Origin of the sequence: Serratia sp. CY38905, assembly GCF_052168875.1 — a bacterium.
Lineage (GTDB): Bacteria > Pseudomonadota > Gammaproteobacteria > Enterobacterales > Enterobacteriaceae > Serratia > Serratia sarumanii.
The window spans coordinates 1-23,606 of sequence record NZ_JBJNLV010000024.1; the positions used below are offsets into that span (position 1 = coordinate 1).

General features: G+C 52.1%; 18 protein-coding genes and 4 pseudogenes. 1 reads left to right on the forward strand and 21 read right to left on the reverse strand.

Annotated elements, in window-relative coordinates:
- On the reverse strand, positions 1–192 hold a 192-nt coding region (locus tag ACJ8MK_RS24895), incomplete at its 3' end, for a hypothetical protein (protein ID WP_442518115.1).
- A 61-nt stretch (positions 193–253) separates the two neighbouring features.
- On the opposite strand from ACJ8MK_RS24895, the pseudogene ACJ8MK_RS24900 reads away from it, so the two are divergent.
- Positions 254–1,031: pseudogene (locus ACJ8MK_RS24900) on the forward strand (IS3 family transposase); the annotation flags it as partial.
- 79 nt (positions 1,032–1,110) lie between these two features.
- Here ACJ8MK_RS24900 and ACJ8MK_RS24905 read toward each other — a convergent pair.
- The 20 genes and pseudogenes from ACJ8MK_RS24905 to ACJ8MK_RS25000 form a co-directional block, all read right to left on the reverse strand.
- Positions 1,111–1,572, reverse strand: a complete 462-nt coding sequence (locus tag ACJ8MK_RS24905; protein ID WP_032433950.1) for a Mov34/MPN/PAD-1 family protein — start codon at positions 1,570–1,572, stop codon at positions 1,111–1,113.
- Entirely contained in the window at positions 1,547–3,316 is a 1,770-nt protein-coding gene (locus ACJ8MK_RS24910) for a ThiF family adenylyltransferase (protein ID WP_015632531.1), read from the reverse strand. Before ACJ8MK_RS24910 ends, ACJ8MK_RS24905 begins: the two co-directional genes overlap by 26 nt.
- Positions 3,313–4,377: a cyclic GMP-AMP synthase DncV-like nucleotidyltransferase gene (locus tag ACJ8MK_RS24915; RefSeq protein WP_015632530.1), complete on the reverse strand. Its 1,065-nt coding sequence runs from the start codon at positions 4,375–4,377 to the stop codon at positions 3,313–3,315. Before ACJ8MK_RS24915 ends, ACJ8MK_RS24910 begins: the two co-directional genes overlap by 4 nt.
- Positions 4,364–5,461, reverse strand: coding sequence for a patatin-like phospholipase family protein (locus ACJ8MK_RS24920; protein ID WP_015632529.1), 1,098 nt, complete (start codon positions 5,459–5,461; stop codon positions 4,364–4,366). Before ACJ8MK_RS24920 ends, ACJ8MK_RS24915 begins: the two co-directional genes overlap by 14 nt.
- Positions 5,462–6,496: 1,035 nt before the next feature.
- Positions 6,497–7,510, reverse strand: coding sequence for a plasmid replication initiator RepA (repA, locus tag ACJ8MK_RS24925; protein ID WP_016831068.1), 1,014 nt, complete (start codon positions 7,508–7,510; stop codon positions 6,497–6,499).
- A gap of 158 nt (positions 7,511–7,668) precedes the next feature.
- A complete protein-coding gene (gene tap / locus ACJ8MK_RS24930) occupies positions 7,669–7,740 on the reverse strand; it encodes a RepA leader peptide Tap (protein ID WP_071786674.1) in 72 nt (23 codons plus the stop codon).
- Positions 7,741–7,951: 211 nt separating this feature from the next.
- Positions 7,952–8,221, reverse strand: a complete 270-nt coding sequence (locus ACJ8MK_RS24935; protein WP_016831067.1) for a replication regulatory protein RepA — start codon at positions 8,219–8,221, stop codon at positions 7,952–7,954.
- A 135-nt stretch (positions 8,222–8,356) separates the two neighbouring features.
- Positions 8,357–8,908, reverse strand: coding sequence for a phospholipase D family nuclease (locus ACJ8MK_RS24940; RefSeq protein WP_029498342.1), 552 nt, complete (start codon positions 8,906–8,908; stop codon positions 8,357–8,359).
- 103 nt (positions 8,909–9,011) lie between these two features.
- On the reverse strand, positions 9,012–9,320 hold the full coding sequence (locus ACJ8MK_RS24945) for a hypothetical protein (RefSeq protein WP_016831065.1): 309 nt from the start codon (positions 9,318–9,320) through the stop codon (positions 9,012–9,014).
- Entirely contained in the window at positions 9,317–9,967 is a 651-nt protein-coding gene (locus tag ACJ8MK_RS24950; protein ID WP_029498344.1) for a DUF2726 domain-containing protein, read from the reverse strand. Before ACJ8MK_RS24950 ends, ACJ8MK_RS24945 begins: the two co-directional genes overlap by 4 nt.
- 79 nt (positions 9,968–10,046) lie before the next feature.
- Positions 10,047–10,244, reverse strand: a pseudogene (locus ACJ8MK_RS24955) (hypothetical protein); the annotation flags it as partial.
- Positions 10,245–10,713: 469 nt separating this feature from the next.
- Positions 10,714–11,061 (reverse strand): annotated as a pseudogene (locus tag ACJ8MK_RS24960) (DUF6404 family protein).
- A gap of 19 nt (positions 11,062–11,080) precedes the next feature.
- Entirely contained in the window at positions 11,081–11,677 is a 597-nt protein-coding gene (locus ACJ8MK_RS24965) for a fertility inhibition protein FinO (RefSeq protein WP_016831061.1), read from the reverse strand.
- A gap of 71 nt (positions 11,678–11,748) precedes the next feature.
- A complete protein-coding gene (gene traX, locus ACJ8MK_RS24970; protein ID WP_016831060.1) occupies positions 11,749–12,474 on the reverse strand; it encodes a type-F conjugative transfer system pilin acetylase TraX in 726 nt (241 codons plus the stop codon).
- 80 nt (positions 12,475–12,554) lie between these two features.
- A complete protein-coding gene (gene traI, locus ACJ8MK_RS24975; RefSeq protein ID WP_442518116.1) occupies positions 12,555–17,813 on the reverse strand; it encodes a conjugative transfer relaxase/helicase TraI in 5,259 nt (1,752 codons plus the stop codon).
- Complete coding sequence (gene traD / locus ACJ8MK_RS24980) at positions 17,813–20,095, reverse strand: type IV conjugative transfer system coupling protein TraD (protein WP_016831058.1); 2,283 nt, start codon at positions 20,093–20,095, stop codon at positions 17,813–17,815. Before traD ends, traI begins: the two co-directional genes overlap by 1 nt.
- 126 nt (positions 20,096–20,221) lie before the next feature.
- On the reverse strand, positions 20,222–20,911 hold the full coding sequence (locus ACJ8MK_RS24985; RefSeq protein WP_072159541.1) for a hypothetical protein: 690 nt from the start codon (positions 20,909–20,911) through the stop codon (positions 20,222–20,224).
- Between the two features lie 192 nt (positions 20,912–21,103).
- Positions 21,104–21,835, reverse strand: a complete 732-nt coding sequence (gene traT, locus ACJ8MK_RS24990) for a conjugal transfer complement resistance protein TraT (RefSeq protein ID WP_016831056.1) — start codon at positions 21,833–21,835, stop codon at positions 21,104–21,106.
- 250 nt (positions 21,836–22,085) lie between these two features.
- On the reverse strand, positions 22,086–22,688 hold the full coding sequence (locus ACJ8MK_RS24995) for a hypothetical protein (protein WP_071604857.1): 603 nt from the start codon (positions 22,686–22,688) through the stop codon (positions 22,086–22,088).
- A 22-nt stretch (positions 22,689–22,710) separates the two neighbouring features.
- Positions 22,711–23,511, reverse strand: a pseudogene (locus tag ACJ8MK_RS25000) (conjugal transfer mating-pair stabilization protein TraG); the annotation flags it as partial.
- Positions 23,512–23,606 lie beyond the last annotated feature (95 nt).

Below are 23,606 nucleotides of genomic sequence, written 5' to 3' on the forward strand. Positions count from 1 at the left end.
GTGAATAGTTCTTAAACTAACTACCCGTGAAACATGTTTTTCAAGATAGTTAATATATGCTCTACTATTTAACTCTCTTACTAATCTGCGAGCGTTCAGATTTGTTCTGTCCCAGAGTGCAAACACTCTGTTGAACAATTGAGTTGTGGCAACTGTAATACCAGCTTTCGTTAACTCTTGAATTATGTCCATAAATTCACCATTTTTTATTTATTATCCTAAAAAAAAACAGTCATTTCAATGGTATGTTTTCATAAACTCTTCTTGTGATTTTAACCAAAAGCTAAGAACCGTTTACCACTGGCAGAGCTGGTGGGATGATCGGGCGATAACCCTGCGTATCCGGGAAATAGCGGAAACCCGGATCCGCTAAGGTTGCCCGCGTATTCATATTCAGCTGCGGCGGGAAGGCTGACCTGTTAACCACAAGAAAACACACCGGATTTACTGTCTGGAAGGCCTCAACCTGCGCAAAAAAGCGCCCCTGCGGGCATGTCAGTGCAGCACATCGTCAGCAACGTCCGGTCCTGACCGGTGTCGATCAGTGCTGGAGTATGGATTTCGTGTCGGATAATCTGTTTAATGGACGACGTTTCCGGGCGCTGACTGTAGTGGATAATTTTAGTCGGGAGTGTGTGGCAATCCATGTTGGAAAATCGCTGAAAGGCGAGGATGTGGTCAGCATAGTGGAAGCATTACGGGTGCTGGATAAACGCCTGCCGGTACGTATCCAGACGGATAACGGCAGCGAGTTCATCTCGAAAAGCCTGGATAAATGAGCGTATGAGCAAGGTGTCACGATGGACTTCTCCCGTCCCGGGAAACTGACCGATAACCCGTTTATTGAGTCATTTAACGGCAGCCTGCGGGACGAATGTCTGAACATTCACTGGTTCCTGTCACTGGAAGATGCGCATGACAAACTCGACAACTGGCGCAGGGAATATAATCATGAGAGAACGCATTCATCATTAAATGACATGACTCCGGCTGAATTCATCCGAACTCTCCGGAAAGACGAAGATCTCTGATTTAGCACTGCACTGAATTTAGGCCAGGGTCAGAAGCCGGTTATTCCTGATTATGACTGGAGTATATTCGGGGCTAGGGTCATAACAAAGTTATTTCTGATTCGCTTTTCGTTCCATTTGGGAGATAGGTGTGAGCAGTTATAATTAGCTCACCTTTCGAACCTGATTTGACAATAACAAGGACCGCGAAGTTTGCCCCAACTTTTTTATCCTGAACAATTTGAAGCATGGATCTGTCGTCCTTACTGCTGGGGTACGGTTCAAAAGACGGGTGGGAGTGCCATTCACCGATATAGTTAAATATCTGATAATTATGGCCTGTTTCGTTAAAAAATTTACTGAACCCACTGATTGCTTCATCAAGCCGTCTGACAAAGTAGGCAAATGCACCACAACGATGTACTGTCATTTCACGTACTATAAATTCATTAGGTCCAATATGTTCCCCCATTAAAACCCCACCAATTTCGCGGCGCCCGGCTTTAGATAGAGCGTCCATTATAACTGCCTGTTGTTCAGCCGGAAGTATCAGGTTCAGCACGTTCCTCTCCTTCATAAATTTGCAGTATCGCTTGTAGGGCAGCTAAACGATCCTCCTCACTGACGCTTGTGTCATCGGTATCCCATCCAGCTCCAGACACATGGACTGGATGCGTGTCAAAAGGTTGCTCAAAAATCCACTCACAACGCATGCCGAGTAAATATAGAGAGTAAGGGAATACGCTGGGATCTCTTGATAATGCTGTATCAATAGCAAGCCTGGTTAGTGCTGTAGCGATAAATCCAACATCACTGTCATATGCGGTCAGAGGCTGTTCTTCACTGCCATCGTAATTTTGGGCGCTATCAAAAGGCGCTTTAGGAAGAGTTGAAAGATGACTATAAAATGCGTCGCGAACGGCCAAAGGGTTTGGGTCATAACCCGGGCGGGAACGAGCAATCATTCCCCCGTACCCTCCTGCAAAGATTTCCCCCCAACACAGCGGTATCTTATAGCGTTTCGCAAGAGCGGATAACTGAAGAAAAACCTCGGGGTTTGCTGTTGCGTCAATAAGCAGATCGCATTTTGAAAGGTCATTAAGGATAGAAGCCATAAATACCGAGGATTCTTGTCCCGCCAGACGAATAATACTTTCATCTACTTCAATACCCGCAGAAATCAGTGAAAGTGCACTTTTTACGCCCTCAACTTTATGTTTGCCAACATGATTCCAGTACAGCTCGTGACGCACTATATTGCTGGTAGCTAGGTAATCATCATCAACTAACAAAAATCGCTTTATTCCTGACCGGGCAAGCGATGTTGCGATTTTACTACCCATTGAGCCTAGGCCAATTATTCCGATTCTGATCTTCGTCAGCCGTTGTGATTCCTTTGATAACCTAAGCTCTGTGGATGAAGGCCAAATAATACTGAATTCGTGTATGGTGGGTTCATCACCAGGGTTAAGGTAAAAAGTTCTCAATGACAAGCCATCTCGACCTAGTAACACTATCGTTCTGGCCTTGTACTTATTATCTTCCTGAACCAGAATGTCTACTGTATCAAAGCCCTCATTTGTTATCGCCTGAATTAAATCTTCTGCAGATTTAATTTTCAATTTCAAGTCAAATCCTTCACTTTTGAACACCCATCCTTCTCCGGATAGTGAAAGTAAGTAAGTGAGTGATCCAAGACTTTGTGGAACGTCTTCGACGTTTTTTAAATTATTATCTACATCGGAAATCTGAGTGATGAATGTTACAGCCTTGTCAGAACTGAACAGGGTAGCTGTTTTTAAACTGGCGCTGGATAGAGGGGGGAGATTATTCCAAGCTTCCATGATATCGGTGGTTAGTATTAAGCGCCGGATCGAACCCCGCAAAATCTGGCCTTCTGTTAAACGATGTGCTGAAGGGACTGAATTTGGTAGTTCGGGATGCTGCTCTGTATTCAGTAACTCAAATGCACTGAGTACCATATCCGCCCCGGTTATGTCAGGCTGCCAGTTATCAGCTCGCCATTGCAGACACAGTGACCCCCCTTCACCATATTGGTGGTTTGACCACCTTTCGGAACGGTCTCTGGGACGAATATAGGGTGGAGAATCTGGAAACGAATCAGGATAAGTCATCTTCCCTTCATAAATACGACCATGAATAGTCATATTTATTTCCACTGACAACTTACCATCACTTTGAAAGCGCAGAGCCATATTTAGCCATTCATGCTCACTCTCAAGGCGTTTGAGCTCCTTCTGCTCATGCAAAAAGCGCGCAGGATTCTCCAGTAACCAACTCATCATGCAAACCCCGCTGATTTATTAGGTGTGACGGGGTGAGCGGGGAAGGATAGATATGCCGATGCGCTGACAGCTGGGCGCATGAGAGATTTGGACATGTTGGTGTCCTGAGCGATTTCTGTACTGAAATAATCAGTGTTGAAAACATTATCCCAGGCAAGCGCGGCTTTTTCACGAGTGCAATTATACTCTTCAAGCACTTCAAGTGCATTTAGCGCCTCAGTTAGGCATTCTTGAAAGAAAATAACGGCCTCATCATTTTCTTCTGCAAGATTCTTATCTGCAAACACTGGATGCTCTATGCGCTGGCTATATGTCAGCCGAGATTTGATGACCTTCCACGTTTCACGTAAAGCATCATCATCTCGGCCAGCCTGACAAACAAAATGATCTACAACTAATTTCGAAATACAAATACCGCTTGTGGTTTTCTTTTTCCATGAGGTACGGGAGCGAGCCATTTTCTTGGTCAGCTTTGTAACACGGCGAAGTTGGCTGGTATCAGCCTGACCAGTTTTAAGCTCTGAAGCAACAGCATTGTTATACCACCGTGTAACCTTACGGGCATCAGATTTAGTCCACTCATCGCCACTGGCGAGCTCATATTCAGTTGTTTCGTTACCCCAAAAGTCCTTTGTGATAAATGAACGGTATACTGGGATATCGATGTGATAACCATCAGGGTAGAGTTGGCGGACGCAATTTGTCTTGACAACGGCATCATAGGCCAGCCTGTCGTCTTTCAACGCTTTTCGAACTAGCTTTCGTGCATCCTGCGCACCAAGATAATTACCGTCTCCATCTTTAAGGTCTTCTTTGTTGAAATAAATTCCGTCATCGATGTCGTAATCACATAAATCGTCCTGCACCATGGTGCGCATTGCATAAGAACCTTGAGAGCTAAAGTCTTTTGGCAATGGATGGGATAAGCGAATCAGGCCATTTTCGAGCCGTTTTCTTCCATTATCACGACGGTCACGCATTTCAGACTGGTCGGTATTTGACAGAGTTACTTTTTCTGAATGATACCCTTTCATTTCTTTATTGCAGTTAATTAACGTCATGCTGATCTCCCAGAGATTTAGATTTAATCGACAGGGCGGTTCGAAATTCTTTCATGTGATTATTCGATTCGGCCAGAGCCCATGCGTGATCAACGTCGGACACTGCCTGCCGGGCTAATGCATTTAGTACTCTTGGGCGTGCGTCATCCATATTTTCGAGGTATTTGTGTAGCTCCCCAGAGGGGCACTGAGCTGGCATTCTGTATGCAAAACTGCCATTGCCTCTCAACTCGGCAATTTTCCGAGCCATATAATCGCAAGCAACCGCCTGGGCATTCATACTCGCAGTGATTGCTTTGAGGCCGGCAGACCATCCCAAAGCACCACGGTGCAGCATACTGCTACTGGCAAGTTCCTCACCTCCCTGGACAGGAAGAGTGCCCAGCATGAATAAATGCACAGGGCGTTCAGTCTCGCCCCTGCACTGGAGAATTTCATGGGCTTCTATCATACCTACAGCACCTGGATTATTAGCCCAGAGCCCACCGTCAATGTAATCGACGATTGCTCCGCCAGAGCCTGGCTCCTCAAGGCGTGCAATTGATCGGAGGATAGGTGCAGCACTAGTTGCCATACATACATCAACCAGTAGTCGATCATTGTCTCGTCCATTTAGGCGAGCCATATGCGGTGTTTTAAATACAGTTGAGGAGTGACGATTTAAATCTAAAGTAGTGATGGCTAAACCGATCCCGCGGCGTTCATAAACTTTGCCGATAGTTTCTTCACCAAAGGTATCTTTAAGAACTTTGCGTAAGGCAAAGTCACCTGAAGCTAGTCCTGAGCATAACCCGCGAACGTATTTACCTACAAAAGGAAGGGCACGAAGTCGCTGCCGTGGGAAAATATCTTTACCGTAAGTCTGGTAAAGCTCAAGAACCTTCTCAAGATGAATACCAGAGGCTAATGCGCAGGCAACGATCCCTCCTGTACTGGTACCTACCAGTAGATCGAAGGCAGAACCTGGGTCAGACTGTTTAAAACCTGTCTGACTTAGCCTTTGAGAAAAAGTCTGTAAGTACGTGGCCTGATAAACACCACGCATTCCACCACCGTCTAAGCACAAAACACGAAATGGGTTCATTTGCACTATATATGCCAAAGTAGAAATGGGTTAATTACTATATATAGTGATTTCAACCTTTTTTCAAGTCATGCTGGATATAATCACATACTGTGACCTGCACCCCGTTAGTTAACACTAAGTGCTGTGGGCTACTTCCGTTCTTGGCACAAAGCAGACGTTAAAGTCTACAGCATGGGAAACTTCCGGATGCCGCGTCAGCGGCATGGAGGCGCCAGCTGAAGTTGAATGGAGTACCGCGGGTAAATGGCGCCGTTACCCGGCGCAGCCGGCTGCTGTTTTGACAGGTTCTGCCAATCCCTTCCCCCGCCCTGATAAGCCATACCCGCTTAAAACATCACAGACGCCTCTGTACGCGGTCGGAGTGGTCCCGACAAGGCGACAGCCGCAGTCGGGGCGTATCTCCGCGTTAGCGGGCCGGAGGGCCGCTTACGAGCGTGTACCAGACAACCGACCGCAGCTCCACCCACAGCGATGAAGAAGAATAGTTACAACACCCATCATTAAAAGCGACACTACTCCCGGCCTTCGGCCGGGGGCGGCGGCGCTTTTCAGTGGTGGGGAGGGGCACCTGGCCGGCAAACCGGCGCCGGTTTTATGATGGATTTCCTTTTGAATGCTGTAACTAATGCGCTTCTCCGGCCGGGGCCCGTCGCGAAGCGATGGGAGCTACTTTTATCTGAGCGACGCGGACGCTTGCGGCCGCTGTAAGCGAAGGCCTCACTGAGTTATTCACAGAGCCGGCAAAGACAAAAGATCTCCCTGCTGCTTGCAATGCAGGGGATTAAAAAAGGGGGGGTAAGACTATTTTGCAGGTTTGCTGTTACCCTTTTGCTAAATTCCCTGTTTATTCATTTGCGGGTTTTTGTGGATAAGTGAAAACCTGGTGCGAACGTCACAGGGTATACGTGCTAAAACCAGCGATGGTCCGACGGCCGGAACGTCAGATGGATAAAAACCAGGCAATTTCATGAATCCGGACAAACGCCAAAAGCCCCGGGCAGGGGCATAGAAAAAATAGCTAAATGATATCCGTCAGGACGGCGGAGCCAGGGCCAGCTCCAGCTGATACAGGTTCTGAATGGCCAGCTGCTGCAGCCGCTCCGTTGTACACCAGTAAGCCTCGTCTGCCGGCATTGTCTTCAGGATATGAAGCGACATTTCGTGAATCTGGCGCTCACGAGAATATCTGGCCAGGCGGTTAGCTCGTTTACGTTCGGCGCCACGCTGCCGACGGAACTTCAGTGCATCGAGAGTTTTTTGACGGTACCAGCGCTCACGTGCTGCACGCGGGGAGATCTCCTCATCTTCACGCAGAATCCCCTCCTCGATAAGACGACGATGCTCTTCGCTTTGCCGGAGCTTTTTTTGTTGTTCCGCATCAAGTTTTTCCAGATCCACTCCCAGCATCTGAAACCCTAACGCGGTGATATAGACGTATTTAGGAAGCCAGGTACGGGATTCCCTGTCCCAGCTATTTTCTTCAGATACAGCCAGGACACCAAAACGGACCTGTTCGTCAATCAACCGGGACAGACGTGAGACTGTTACCTCTGTTTCCGGAATAACTTTTCCATGACTGTCTTTCTGGCTGAGTTCTTTTGCCAGACGAGAAATACACATACCGACCGTCAGCTTGCCGGCATCACAGAAACTGATCAGCACTGGCCAGATAGCATCCAGCAGACGTTGCTTTTCCGGCCGGAAGCCATACCGGCGGCCAGCCCGACGGCGTTCCCTGACGTACAGCGGATGAAGCGATACGTGCATACGCAGTCGCACCTCACCAGTGGTGCGATCTTTTTGAACAAGACGGTTATAGGCGTGCCCCAGCTGGCCACCCAGTTTTTTGTAATGCTCCGGTCGAAACCAGGTCGGGTTTTCACATTTGGGTTTTGTGGAGTGCTCGCCGCGCCGGCGACGGGTAGATTTCTTCTCCGGGGAAACCAGAAAAGATGCCACATGGCCGTCCTCTACCCCCTGCCAGAAACGGATCTGTTCTTCCGTATCCAGCTGACTCCAGTGTTGCGGATTGTGCGCATTACTCATCTGCACTCTCCCTGCCGCTGTTTTTGGCGGCCAGACACTTCAGTCTGGCTTCGCTCAGTTTCAGCGAGAAAGGCCAGGGAGTGTAGTCCAGGGGAACCGTGAAAACAGGTGCAGGATTGTTTACCTGAACATACTTGCGTGAGCTTTGTTGGTTATGATCAGTCACCGCTTCCTGCGCTTATGTTGCGCGGAAGGAGTGAGCACAGAAGGTCTTGAACTTTTCTGAGCATAAATCTATACTCCCTGCATAGAGCAACACGTTCTATGCAGTTTATGAGGGCCCCGTTAATCTTTTCTGTCCGCCAAGATTGAAGAAGATTATCGGGGTTTTTACTTTCTGGTTCCGGGTAAACATCCACAAAACCAGCTCCCTGCCACCTTATGGTGTGGCCAGCCAAGAATTCTAAACGTTCAGTAATCTAGCACTCATAGCAGGCATGATCAAGAATGTGACGTCGTTACGTCGATTCCTAGTTTCGCAGATTCCCTTTCAATCAGCCTCTCAATCATTGCTGCCTGAGTAATTCCTTCATTCTCACACATGATTTGAAGCTGGTTTTTAAGCTTGTCCCGCACAAATACTCTCACCTCTTTGTGCGTCGCTTTTTTTCGGGCAACAGCTTTCTGCTGACGTTCTGCCGCAGAAACAGGGTTGCCCTTCCTATAGGGACGTTTAGATGAGGAAGTAACTCCTTTAACGACCTGTGACATCTCTGCCTCCTCAAGCATATAACTGAATACTTGAACAAAGATACTACACGTCGCTGGATGCAGCGAGAGTTACGTTATTTTTTGTTATATAACCTGCCCTTGTTGGCGCAATGAGCAGGCTATTGAGCGAGGAGGTTAATACGAGGAACTCCAGTCTTTTCCCATCTCCCAACGAGTTTGCCAGTGCTGCAGATAGCGTTGAGCAACGACTGGTTCATCCCACACGACTAGCACATTCTCTGAATTGAACCGATCAGCGGCTCGAGTGTAGTTAAAAGACCCCACTTCAACATTACGGCCGTCAGCAATAATGACTTTATCGTGCATGATTTTGTACTGCGACACTGTGCGAACCGGGATACCGGCATTGACCAGAAGATTCATGGCCGCCAGACTCGCCTTGTTTTGCTTGCCTGTATTGGCTTTCCAGTCCAGAACCACTTTCACATCGAGACCACGCTGTTTTGCCCTGACAAGCGCGCCGGCGACTTCGGGTGAGGTGAAGGAATAGCCCATCAGCCGGATTTCCTGCTGTGCAGAATTAATAGTCTTCAGGACCAGCTGCAGAGCCGTTCCTTCCGGCGAATACCCCGTCTCGATGCTGGCGGCATACACGGCCGGAACTGGTGCAAACAAAGACAGGCTGATAAGCCCGGACAGACAACATCTGCGGAGCGTACGGTTCATTTTTTTCACAGTATTTCCTTAACGGGTGTTTAAGAAACGCCGGGAGCGGGGAAACTGGCTTTTCCCCGTTCCCGGGGTTGGACAACGACGCGATGCGGAGGCGTCAGGATTTTGTGGTATGACGAAACCTGTAGCAGACGGGTCCGTCGCCGGTATCGTGGACAGATCCCAGAAACCAGCCATCATCATCCGGTGGCTCCGGTATCCAGCCACGGGCATCCGGGGCTTCATCCGTAAATCCGGCAGCGAAAGCTTCAGGCGCTTCATCGCGCATTGTCATCACAAAGCACTGGAGTTTATGGGTTCTGAGCCAGTAACTTAATTCTGCGGAAGTTTCACAGCCACTTCGTACCAGCGCAGGATGTGTCCAGTACCCCTGTTCATCACGTTTCACTTCGGCGGCGATAATCATTTTTCTTTCTCCTTGTGTTCGCTATGCTTTGTCGTTGATTTCATAACGGTTATGGATTTTTCTTCAGCACCGGCTTCCCGGTATTTCAGAAACTCTCCGACCCTTCTTACCAGCCTCTCTGAATCCCGATCGCGTAGTAGTGGAATACCGGCCTGCCTCAGAACCTCTTCCAGCAGAATATCGCGCCGGATACGGTGTTTTTTCAGGTGTGAGGCATCTTCCAGTTCAACTGCGCCGATGATAGCGAAGGTATGGATGTCAACGATGACCACATCGCAGTGCCACTGTGATGCCATCCGGAAGAGTTGCCACCAGGTCCGGGAACGTGGCCTGATATGGGGAGAGAGTGTGGCAATATCTGCCACCCGGACCTGAGGACACAACAGCCAGCGCTTTCGGCTGGTATGCCTCAGTAATGCCCTGAAAAAATGTTGTTCCCGTGGCGTCAACAGTGTGTCATTACCCACCCAGACCCGCTGGCGACACAACCGTTGCTCAGCCTCTGAGGGGCGAATACCCAGGGCTTTCAGTGACATCAGAACCGGGGAAGTCTGCGTTACTGCGCGTCCTTTCAGAAGCAGCACCAGAAACCCCAGCAGACTCAGCACAACAATAATGCTGCCTGCCATCATTAATATCTTTGCCATGTATTTTATTCCCTGATGTTCCTTTCTTTCCCGATGCGTTTTCCTGTCGTCTTCCTCATCTTTCTGTCCCTCTTCTGATTGGCTTTCTCATCCGGTCGATGTGACGGGTATAAAGGACAAGACCTGCCCAGAACAGCACAACAGACGATAAAAGCAGATAAAACCCACTCCCCCGGAAAACAGAAGGGAACAGGAGCATAAGAACCATCGCAAGCACGATGCCGCAGAAATAACAGAACAGCTGCTGCTGTGTGCGCAGAATAAAATATTTAAACATAGTAATATTCCTTTTTATTTGATGATTAACGCACGATATTAAAGCCCGTGCATTTCATAAATCGCACGTCGTGATGTAATGAAAATATTGAAATCAGTTAAATGCTGAAAGTGGATGGTTTAAATTGAAAACTGAGCACTTATAAGCGTCACATACCACCGTGACGAGGCAGTCCCGAAGCGGCCATTCACTGTACCGAACGGCTTGTCACTCTTCTCGTCTGCCATACCCGGTCAACACACACGCCTCAGCCACAAAGCCTTTCACCCTTTTACCTCTCTTTCGTTTGAATATGCTTTTCTGACTATGAGACAATAAGAAACACAAAAGACCTTTCCGGGCAGGAGTAATACCACTACTGACGCAGTCACATATAATAACCGCACCATACAGGGTTAATGTTATTTAAGAGGATGTGGGTTCTGTCAGATCGGGAATATCCCACACCTGACAGCCTATATTTATTCCGTTATAAATCTTTCCAGTCAGGTAATTTATTCACCTTTCGTCGCCACAGATGAAACAGTGCCATCGTCAGGCCAAATAACACACCCGAGATAAAATTTATTTTGCAAGCGAACAAGGGGGGCATCCCCTAGGTCCGCCACACCATCCAGTACATCCACAGCCCATATCCGACGGAGAAAGAGCTTGTCATCACGCAAAAAACCTGCCAGAACGGAGCAAACGGCGGCGGGGGAATGTTTATCCCCAGCCGCCACATCAGTCGTATCAGAGGCGGTGCATAATTGCTTTTCCACATCTTACGGCTGGCCATTATCGCCAGCGCCTTTTGTTTCCGCGCTTCAAAATCCATATCCTCACCTCGATTGTATTTACTCAGCAGACTGGCTCCGCATACGCTCAGTTCGCAGGAGTTCTTTCATCATGCGCTCACTGGCGTACTGCGCTTCCTCTGCAGTGACGGTCGCAACGGCATTCCCCTGCAGATCATAGCGGGAGGCCCCCACCTTCATCCGGGACAGATAGCCCGCAGACCGGGTCAGACTCTTCAGGCACTTAATGACCTGTTTATGCGACAGCGGCAGGTCGCGGTTCACAATGTCGGCAAACAGCTGCTCGCGCATTCCCGTCGCCAGCAGACGGGGTGAGTTTCCGTCGAACAGCTGTGGCCAGAATGCCTTCAGGGTCATGATGGCCTGTTCCGGCGGCAGCAGGCGAAGATAACGCACCGGAGGTGGCGTCTTTACCGCTTTATCCGGCGCCGGCGCAGCGTTGCGCGCGTCGGCTTCGGCCGCTTGTTTAGCCTTCTCAAGTTTCGCTTTCTTTGCCTTCCAGGCCGGCGGGGACGAGACCACCACGACCTTCTTTCGGCGCACCACACCAGGAGCAGGGGTTGCCTCTGCGGGGGCCGTGCTGTTCTCCGCCGGTTTTCGTTTCAGGCTCAGTACAGGGCGTTTTTCTTCTGCCATAACAATTGCCTATCGTTCAGTTAATAAAAGCTACTATACCTGAACGACATCGCCCTTTCCTGCTCCTGCGTTCACATTGAGACGACAATACCCAGTACCGCCAGGTGCACGGCATAGAACATCACGAAGAACTGCCGCGGCCAGAAGCGTTTCACACGTTCTCCGGCAGATGAGCACACCATCAGCGTCAGCAGCGCAATCGCCAGCCCGGCCACTGATTCACTCACGTCATGCATATTCATCAGCAACACCATGAGGGCCCACAACACCCCGTATCCCAGCCGTTCCGGTGCATGCTGTGCGCGACAAAGCAGCCAGCTGGCGGTGAGCATGCCCACTCCTGCCATGCCGTAGCTGCCGGTTGACAGGGGTATCCAGGTGACCAGCAGTCCAGCCGCCAGGAGGGTGTAATACCAGGACGGCTGGCTGACCCACCGCAGGACCTGGCCCGTAACGGCAAAGGCAAACAGAATATTCCCGGTATACCACGGGTACCCGATGAGCATAAACGCCACCTGGGCGACCAGCGCCCAGCCCCACAGGTTGTTCAGTTGAGACTGGCGTATTTCCGCGTGCCGTGCCAGATTCATTCCCCATGCCAGACCGAACAGCGGAAAACAACCACGTCCCAGCAGGCGCATCACTTCATTGTTTCCGGCCAGCAGTAAGCCGGTGTGGTCAGTCACCATCAGTACCAGTGCGACCGTTTTAATCATATCCGTTTGTCCCGGTGTCCAGGTCAGCAGGCGCTGAAGCCAGCTGTCTGTCGCGCCTGGAAATGTGTGTTGTGCTCTCATGTTTTTTTTCCTTTTAGCGCTCCGGCAGACTGCCCGATTTTAATCGGGGAGGCTGCCGGAGCAGACAAGCCGCAGGCGCGTCAGTCGCCCCCGAGGGTTTTCTCGCGGTTAAGGTCACGAACCATGTCACGCTCCACAGCCTGCAGACGCTCACGCTGCAGACGTTCTGAGGCCACCTGCTGAATCGCCTCCTCCTGGCGCCGGAACTGAGGATCATCCGGTAGCGTCGTTTTCTCCGTACCCGGCCGGTCACGCTCCAGTCCGCGAATGACGTCCCCGATAACCTCTTTCACCCGGTCCGCCGGCTCGCCGGCTTTACGCGCCTCCCCGGCCACTTCCCGGGCAGTCTGTTCCGCCTGTTTTTCCATTTCCCGGCGCTGCTGTTCTTCTGCCGCCCGCTGCGCCAGAACCTCTGGCGGGAGGATAATGTCAGCCCCGGTCTGCGGTACCGGAGCCACCGGCGCCGGTTCAGCCCATATCCGTCCGCCGGTAATGGCCCCGGGGTTCCAGGGACGGTCATCACCGGCCAGCCGCACCACCACCCCGGTATCGGGATTGTCGCGGGCCATTCTGACCCCCTCTCCCATATTCCCGGCCAGCAGGCTTTCACCATTGCGGCTGTTCTGCAGCGCCACGAACCGCGCGTCTTCATTGCCCATAATCCTTCCCTCTCCGCCTATAGCCTCCAGCCGTCCGTCCCGATCGGTCAGCGGGCTGAGCCAGATACCGGCGGCTTTCCCGTTTTTATCAAATGCCGGCAGCGCCACATGCGGCTGAGGGTACTTTTTCCCCGGAGAAATGAATTTTCCCGGTGAATTTCCCTGTGCCAGACCGGACTGCTGCAGGGCTGCCCGGCCAGCAGCGGTTTCATCCAGTGGCCTTGCCCGCCCGAACAGCAGATCGGCGCTTTTCACCGCCCGGTCGTTACGGGGTTCCAGAATATCGTGCGCCGTCGCTTTCTCAGGTGAATGCTTGATGGCCTTTATCCAGCCCTCACGGCTGTCGGTGTATACCTGCACATGCTGTTTCATGCGGGATAAAGCCACATAGGCAGACTCAAAGCTGGCCATCTGTTCCCGACCACCGGCCACCCCTTCCAGCGCGATGGCATACGGTTCGCTGGCCCCCTGGGCGCCGTGAGCCGTAATGGCGTAGGCGAGGTCGATATGCTGCTGCGCCTGATCCGCCTTCGGGGTCAGCGTACGGGTGAGTTTGCCATCAGATAGCGTGACACTGTCACCCGAAACAGACTGCACCTCCCAGATACTGTTGGCCACATAGCCGCGCTCCAGGTCACTTTTGCTGAAGCGCATTCGGTCCCCCTGAGACACGGTTATCTTTTCCTGACGATAGAGCGTGACGCCTTCTGCCGATGCCTCCCGGGGTGAGATATATCGCTCCTTTCCTTCACTGTCTGTCAGGGTGATCAGCTGATTATCCTTATCCACCTTGCTGATACGGTGGTATACGTTATCAACCAGCGCCACCGCCTCCTTGTGAGCCGTCCAGGTCGACAGTTTGCGCAGTTCACCGTCACGGATGTTACTCGTGACCAGCACCGGCAGTGTGATTTCCTCTTTGCCGGTTTCCCCGTTCTCCCGCCGTGCGTCATGGATCAGACTGTTCAGCGCCCGCCGGTCCTTATTCAGATGGGTGATCACCAGCGTCTGCGACTGTGCCTCCGGGGTCCGTCCGGTATAGTCCTTCACCAGCGCCTCGTAGAGCGTCGCGGGCTGACCTTCCAGCAGGGTTTTCCCCTCGCTCAGCGCCTTTTCTATCGCCTTTTCCTGCTTTGGCGTGAATTCCACCACAGAACTGCCCGGCGCCCATGCGCCTTCTTTTCTCGGCACCTGCTCCGGCGTGACCTGCTCGATGGTGGTCAGGGCGCGGTGCACATCCCGCTCAATCAGGCTGTAGACCGCCGGTCGCAGCTCAGGCATCTGGCGTACAATCTCTTTCATGATGGCAACGTCGGCGGCGCTGCGCTGCTGCATCAGCCTGAACGGCTGGCCCGGCGCGATGGGCTGCAGCTGGTCGTTATCCCCACTGGACACCGCCCGTCCACCGCCGGCGACGATGAGGGAGTGGGCTTTTGCCATATCGGCCAGCCCCACCATTGAGCTCTCGTCGAGCAGGAACAGGGTGTTGCTGAAATCGGGTGTCTGGCCATTGCGCTGCAGCAGCTGCGTGTCGTGGAGGAACGATGCCGTCGTGCGCGCATCCACGCCAGCACTCTGCATTTCCCCGACCGCGCGATGCGTCGGCGCCAGACCGATGACGCGCGGACGGGTCTCTTCCGGCAGCAGACTGATGGCACTCATGACTGCCCGGAACTGGGTGGTTTTCCCCACCCCGGCATACCCCTGAACCACCGTGAACCGGTCCGTGCTTTCCAGAATCATCCGGGTCGCCGCCCGCTGTCCGGCGGTCAGGTCCGTCATCAGACTGGCCGGCACGCGGTCCATCAGGGGGGCCACCGCGTCTTTACCTTCCAGCACGTGGGTCAGGATGCTTTTTTCGGCGTCCCAGGTCTGACGGGAAATCAGCAGGTCATTGCCGTAGCCGTGCGCCACCGGTACATTCAGCAACTGCCCCGACCTGATTTGTGCCTGAATGGTCGTGTCGATGTCCGCCATCGGAACCTTCCCGCCCCCGGTTTCCAGCGCCGTCGCCAGCAGCTGGGGCCGGGAGAAGGTCAGTTTCTCACTTTCAAGCAGCGGGATGGCCAGGTGAATGGCCTGTTCTGCCGGGGTACGCAGTCCGGCCTTCTGCTGCGCAATGGCCGCATCCAGGTCCGTCTCGCCGGATCGGGTCTTCAGCTGCTCTGAGACCACGCTGAAGGCGGTATGCCGCGACAGCTTCTCCGTCGTGCGCGCCGCATCCTGCGCCGAGTACAGCCGGAGATGACTTCCGCTCTGCGCCAGCTGGTTGAGGGTGGCGTTATCCAGCTCACGCTGCGTCACCGACGCAAAGACCATTGCCGTCTCGCTAACCGACCTGCCGGGACTTTCCACCCAGCCGTGGCCGATTTTAATACCGTCAAACACGCCCGCGCCCACGGCCAGGGTCTGCGTGGTTTTCTGCCCCGGCCGCTGTACCGTCAGCTGCCCTTCCTCCACTTTCATCACCGTGATGCTTTCCCCGCCCTTCAGGCGTGTGTCCGGTATCTTCCCGAGCACCGCCAGACGTTCCCCCTCTGCCACCGGCAGTGTATCTGCCCGGAACAGCGTCCACTGGCTGTCGACCGCGGAAACCTTCAGATCCAGACGGACCCCATCCCGGTCTTTCAGGGTCAGCATATTGCTGCTCGCGGTCACCCGGTCAATGACAAAGCGATCGTGCGTCCGGTTCTCCGGATCCCAGCGTTCCATCACCATCCCCTCCCGGTAATAATCCCGCACGCCCCGGCTTTTGCTGTCCAGCCACACCGGCGTCAGGGCTGTAATGGTCGTGTCTTTCTCACCCAGCACCCCCTCATGTCTGAGGGAGTCACGGATAAGGCCGTTGAGTACGCTCTGTTCACGCGTCCCGCTGATTTGGGCCACGCTTTCCTGCCCTTCACGTACGCTGACGGCAAACTCCTGTGCCAGCCGGCTGTAGCGTGCTCCTTTATCCGGTTCACTGATGATGTCGGCTGTGGTCTGATGGCCCCCCTGCCAGCGATACGTATTCACGCCGCTGTCCTTCAGCACCGTCAGCGCGCTGCCGGTCCCGCTGCGCTTCCCGCTGTCGGAGAGCAGGACCTGCACGTTATGGCGCATCGCGCCATCGAGCAGGGAAATCGTTTCCTTCAGGCTCAGCTTCTCCGGCTGATCCACGATGAGTGTTCCGCCCGGAATAAACGCCGTCCCGTCCTGCAGGGCGGATTTACCGGTCACCGTTTCCCCGGCCAGACGCACATCACCGGCGAGAAAATCACGTGAGCGGTTATCGGCCGCCAGGATATGGACGTCACGCCCCTGCTCCCGGGCCATCAGGGTTAACTCGGCCACCCGCTCCCGCTGGCCGGTTGCACCGCCCTGACCGGAAACGATACCCATTACCGGGCGATCCTGCGCCAGCACGCTGACGGCATCGCTGAAAGGGACCTGGCGCACCACAGACGCATCGGGCGTGACGGAGACATGATTCTGGCGCTGCACCTCCTGACTCAGGGCTTTGACGGCGAGTTCATCGAGAACGTGGATGTTTGAGGTGAACAGGCCTTTCTCGCGATCGAGAGGGATAAGCTGCTCCCGTTCAATGGCGGCATCGATGCCCTTTCTCGCCAGATCAAACACACCGTCCTTCGCCTCCAGCTGGCCGACCGTGCGTGCCAGCAGGTCGGCATACGTGAATTGCACTTTGCGGTCGCTGAGACCGGCAATCGCTTTCGTCACCACATCCGTGATATCCGGACCGTCAGTGTTCACCGGCGCGGCAGGTGCACGGGCCAGCTCTGCGGCTCGCGCATCGGCGGCCTCACGGTACCCCCGGATGTCAAACCCGGTCTCCTTCAGCGTGTTCATCCACTCCACCATATTTTCTGCCGGATCGATGGCTTCTTTCGACTTGCGGGTATCGAGCGCGGCCACATCCCGTGACTTCAGGGAGGCATCGGGTCCTGCAGCCTCCAGGAGTTCCTGACTGCGCGTGGAAAACGACTCAACCGGCACGCCCTCCATCTCCCACATGCCATTCCGACCCGCATCGACTGTCTTGTAACCCATAGACTCAACATCGGCCCTGAGAGAGTTCTGGTATATCTTTCCGAAAGCGATGCGGTTGGCCAGTATGGTTTCGGAGAACCCGGTTTTACCGACGGTATCGCTGGCCAGCGTCTGCCATTTATCGCCGTTCTGTGTCGCGTTGATAACCACGCTGTGTGTGTGTATCTGTGGATCCTGAGCGCGCGATGTATCATGGTTAAAGCGGGCAATAATCAGATTCCCGGTCAGGACTGTTTCAGACACGCCATCTTTCTTTACCCGTGTGGAAGCAAGGGACTCCACCTGGTTAAGAGCTACTGTTACCGCGCGATTATGAGCATCGATGAGACGCTTATCGCCGCCCAACATAGCCAGCATCGATACACTTTTCGGTGCCGAGAACGTCAGGTCATAACCGGGCCGGTGCTTATTCACGCCATCCTGTATCCGGGTCAGGTCGCTGCCATCAGGTAGTTTTCCCTGCAGAAGCTCCGTGAAGACCTGCTTGTCTACCTTTCCTTCAAGTCCCAGCAATTCTGCGCCTTTACCCTGCCAGCGCTCCTCCATGCTCCCGATGACGTAGTAATTGTCTTTCTCTGTGTAGTAGTTACCGGCACTGCCCGCCGATTTAACCTGGCTGAAACTGAGCATCAGATATTCCCTCCAATCTCGACATCATCCTGCTCATCGTGCCGGTGGTTGTGGTTGATATTGACTTCCTCACGCCGCTGCATATCCCGCTGTGTCTGATCATCTGCCAGCCAGGCGGCATACGCCTGCATGTCCTCAATGACACCGTCCTCGTTCATGCCGGCCGGCAGCATGTCCTGTCCCTGTTCCGCGGACTGCTGCGCCAGTTCCTGTTCTGTCCCGCCTGCAGCTGCAGCAGGGGTACCGGCAGATGATGCTGTTGCGGCAGCAGCGGCTGCTTTTGGTTTGAGCAACGGTATGGGCGTGACCGGCAGGACGGGAGGCTCCGCTGCCGGACGCTTTGTTGTCGGCGGCGCTTTTACCGGTGCAGGAGATACCGTCATTTCAGCTGGCGCAGGCGGGCTGACCGGCTCAGGTTGTTCACCGGCGTGACTGTCTGTATCAGCTGGCCCGGGTTCCGGCGCATCCGGCGTGAAAAGCGCCCGGGCAAGGCTGCCTTCAGCTTCCCGGGCCTCAAGCAGAGCACTGAGCCGTGCATCCACCCGCGCATCGAGAGTGCGAGGAATAAATCCCTCGGCAATTTTCGGACGCGGCTTGTATTTGAGGGCCAGTTTCACGGCCGGATACGGCCCGGGCAGCGTGACGTAACAGGACAGGTCAGGCAGCGTCTGAATATCGGAGTAACTGACCAGCGTTTCCCGCTCTTTTTCTTTCCCGGTCGATACACCATCACGCACCGGGTCAGCACCGTAGGAGTACTGCTCGCTGGCCTTGAGGATTTCCTTTTCGCCAATTTCACCGGCAGCAAACTCCGCGATCTCCCTGCTGGGTGAACGGAAGAAGGCCCGGGTGTTCATTACGTCAAAGAGCGTGGCGGCAGGCTTAACACCATAGATGTCTTCCAGCTGGGCATAGGACTGAATACCGAACACATAACAACCACCAAATTTACGCGCCTCCGGGAGGATTTCGACCAGGTCCGGCAGCTTGTGCAGCGTCGGGAGCTCGTCAGCGAAAATCCAAACACGCCGGTTACGGTTCTCCCCCATCGCCAGCAGGCCGCGGATAGCAATCGACAGCCACATTGAGATAACCGGCTTCAGGGAGGCATGGGTGTCAGCGTTGGAGGAGATAAACAACCAGCCATTGGGTCGGTCCTCACGGACACCCCGCATCCAGTCCCGGATAGTGAATGGCTCGCCGTTCTTCTCAATGCCCTGCAGGTAGCGAATAGCCTTGACGTAGTTGGTCAGCACGGCACGAATGGAGATGGCCGTTTTCTCAATTTTCTCTTCAACCAGGTTCGCTGCCGGCGTGTTCTGCAGATAGGCGCGCAGCTTGTCGATTTTAATGGACAGCATGGTATCGACCAGTTTCTCGTAGCTGCGATCCTTGTCTTCACGCATCAGGTACGCGCCTTCGGCAAAGATAGTGCGACCGGAACCCTGCCAGAACGGGTCTTCTTTGGTACCCATCGGGATAAGGGTGTTGGAGATGTTGTCGAAGTCCGGCAGCGTCAGGCACTCTTTCCACAAATCCCAGGCCGCGCAGCGCGAATCCAGCGGGTTGAGGATTTTATCCAGTGACGGGTCGTAATAGCTTTTGACGAACTCACAGGAGCGATCATAAATGATGGCCATATCGCCACGTGCACGCACGTAGTTCAGTAGCCGGCGGATCACTTCTGATTTACCGGAACCTACGGTACCGTGGAGGCAGAAGTTCTGGATTTCGGAGTTTTTAAGAATAGGCAGATCGCCAATTTTAATATCGGAGGCCATACCATCACGCTTCATCTGGCGGGCCACTTCTTTGGGCTTATCGGAAAGCTGGCGCCCGCCGGTATTCTCATCCTCACTCTGCTGTTTCCCCTGGCGGCCCAGCACCCAACTGGCGATGAAGAACGTCACGATACAGATAACAAGAGAAACCACGGCTGCAAAGACGAAACTGGTCCACAGCTGCTCTCCGCACCAGATAGTATATTTATCGGCCAGGATTTGTTCTGAGGTATATTCCAGCGACTGGCCGTAATACTGAATGGTGTATACCGGCTGGGAACGAATAATATCGCGCATCGGACCCAGCGTCGTACACCACCAGTATACGCAGCCGTTCACAAAGGTTTGCCAGCTGAGCCGGTACATCAGCATCAGCCCGCACAGCACCCAGAATAAAATAAACAGCACGTAGAAAATAATATTGGCAATCTGACCAAACATGCGAAAGCGCATATTGGCGATCTGACCGCCCTGCGTCATATCTTTGGCATTGAAACTCATGGCACTAATCCGTCAGTAAAGTATTAGGGTCGGAAGGACAAATTAATCAGCGGAAATACACCGGCACAAAACAGGATTACAGTCATGCCCGGATCCATTGATGGCCAGGCCGGATACTGACTTCTATTAAGAGGTTATGCAGAAGGTATAGCCCTCTGAGCCAGGGCAGTGCCCGCCTTTAATATACGACTTCGCCACCTGCCGTCCGGCCTCATCGACCAGGGCATACAATGTGGATGGCAATGTTTCAGTCGTGTACTGCAGGCAGACGCAGTAGCATTTCACCGGATGTTTAATCATATCCGGACGTTCAAACCAGCCGGTTGACGGGAAAATCCGTGTGCCGAAGAGCCTGTCAGAAGGAAACTGAGTCTGCACGGACCAGGCAAACACGTCGTCAGCGCTGTCGCGGCGATTGACGCCGGGGATATACAGATTTTCTGCTTCGCGGACAACACGGGAGGCAAGAGAGGACAAGGCGGAGTCATCCATGCTGGCCGGGCCTTCCACACATATGGAAAGATGGAAGTATTCCGGTTTGCTCTGTACTTCTGGCTTTGCATCGGAAATAACTGACGCCGTGTTTCGCTTACGCTCCACGGAAGACGTCATTATTTTTCGGAAAAAGACACCTGCGATGAAAACAAGCAGAAGAATAACTAACGCGCTGCAGATATACATGATGTGGTCACTGAAGAGAGAACAGACCTCGCGATGTGACAGGGAATAAATTCCCCCCGCTGCAGGATGTGGGTAAATATCGCCAGGCATCAGTTCATGTGTATCAAGAGACCTGACAGGCACAGATATTGTCATAAATAACCTCTGTTCAAATAAAGACGAAAAGACTCCGCCGAAGGCGGCAGCGCCTCACAGATGCACAAATAAATTGCGCAACTGTTCACCGTTTAGATGTGGAATTAACTGATTATTTGACGAATGAATTCTGACACGCCGGAAAGGTGATGCCAGTCTGGCCCGGAGTACCCGGGCCGTGGAATAGAACGCTTACAGGATATTAGCGATCGATTTTGCCAGCTGGTCTTCAAGAACAGGCTGGGCTTCAGGGAACTTGAGGTTAACTTTATTCGCGTTAGAGACGACGCGAGTCTGGTATTTATGCTGATTACCCGTTTCAGTACTTGTCTGCACTTTTGCTCCGGATGTTCCCTGACGTAATACGGCCACGTTATCAGTCTGAACCTGTGTTTTGGTTCTTTCCGCGATCTGAACATCGGTGATCATGGTGTAGTTCACATCTTCCACCATCGCGTCAGCCGCCATTCCGACCAGACCGGCTGCAAGCCCTACTCCCAGGGTTGCTCCCGCGGAACTGGAGTTGTAAGCGGTAATCCCCGCCCCAAGAGCGGCGCCAGTCACAGCGCCCTCATAACCCCGGCTTAACCAGCCCTGAGACTCACGAAGGTCCATTTTATCGGCCTTGAGCACATTCGCCTGGATCCAGTAGCCCGCCGTATCGGGGTTACTGACGACCTGATATCCCTTTGAAGTGACAGCGCTGGCAATTTTTGCCTGCAGGCCACTCATATCCTTATCGGAGGTATTTTTGATTTGCAGATAAACCGTCTTATTATTTGAAGGTTCCAGCCAGATTGTTTCGCTCATCTGGGTTTTTACTTCCAGATTTCTCTTTTTAATGGCGGTTCCCATTGCACTACATCCAGATAACACCAGCGCAGAGCTGACGACCATAACAGTCATCAATTTATTTAATTGCATACAAATTCCTTGTGCCATAATCATTATGAGACATACACATTCCATTTCTGCATCCAGAATGCGCAGTTACTATATCCAACTTTTTATTTGAGTGGAAATTTATTAAAATTAATACACTAATAATTTCGTATGTGTATTTTTAGCCTACCAACTAACCACCATAATTGATAGGCCAAATTTGAGGGGGCATTTTTTAAAACCAGCCACTCTCCCTGCTGAGTTTTAGTAGTCAAATTAGCTTTATCATTTGTTAATGATTCCGATCTATACCATACACGTTTCCTGCAACGTCTACATTTTCAATCATAGGAAGCCCACTCGCAGGATTAATATCATGGGTACTTATAGATATCTCATTTCCATATGACCCCATAGCACTGCTACATGTACTATTAGGTTGGTCGAGGTTGACTGAACCGTCAGAACAATGCTCAAGCTGATAACTCATAAACTCTCGCTCGGAGAACATTTCCTTGTATGGTAAGGTCGTCAACGATTGCGTTCTCCCGACATAATTCCTGCCGGTCCCATTTTCGAATGCACTTTCATTATCATTACTAAATTTCACAGATGCAAACTTTAGTGCTTTATTCATAACCCAAAGTGGGTATAAAACAATACTCATCAAACAGGCAATGGGATTAACAATACAACAGACCCCGGCCAGAACAAGATAAAGATTACTAACATCAGCTACTGGGCGTTTTGTTTTCGCACCAACTTTAATGAAAACATATTTGAACACCAACAACCACATCGCGGATGCTAATACTATAAAAATAGTTTCTGATACTCGCCATCCTGCTAATAGGCACGATATACACTGAATAAGTAGCAAAGCAATCGTTTTCATATTTTACTTTCCTCCCCCTTAGTTAGGGTTTATGCTTCCGCTCAAATTCCTGGGCCTTAGCTAGGAGTTCGTCTCTTGTATCCGCTCCAGGAAGTGCTCTCTGTTCAGCCTTTTTGTCATTGTATTCTTTCTCAAATTTATTTCCTTCCAAATTATGGTGGTTTTTCAGACGAGTGTGTTCATTCTGAACATCATCCTCCTGCTTATGTATGCTATCTTGCCTATCCTTATGAGCTTGCTGGTTTTCGCTAACCATGTGTTCAACCGATTGGTGAACATCATTTTTGATACCTGCATTTTTGGTCATCTCATCGATACTATCACCGTGAGAGTTGTAGTCCGCATATACTGTACCGCTTCCTTTACCTTCAGAAACTGATGGCATATTTGCGCCAATGTTTCTTCTGCCCTCCTGGTACGCCTCATCGACTTTTGGTTCAACCTGTTGTTTCACAAATTCACGAGCCAGTTGCTCCCTTTGGGCAGCGATTTCAGGTGAAGACGTGTCAGTAAGAATAGCTTCAGCATTTTGTGGGGCATTTTTCTGTACGAAATTAGCAAATTGTTGAGTCAGGTTTTCGTTCATCTGGCCGCTCATGCTTTCTGTTCGTGAGGCCATCTCACTATACTCATGGCTACGTGTTTTGCTCGTCGTGTACTGGTCATAGCTATTTTTCGCACTGGCCAAAGAGGCAGAAAATTGATCAACCCGAGAAGATGCATTGTTATCAGTGATGTTTCCAGACTGGCTTGATTTCTGGTTGATGAAGTAATCAGAAGACTCTCTGAAGTCTTTAACGGCTTTGTTGAATAAATCAGATTTCGGGTAAGTCTCCCCCGTAGCGGGTTGTGTTTTCAGGCAATACGCACGCTTTCAGGCATACCTGCTTTCGTCATTTTGTTCAGCGCTCGTACCAG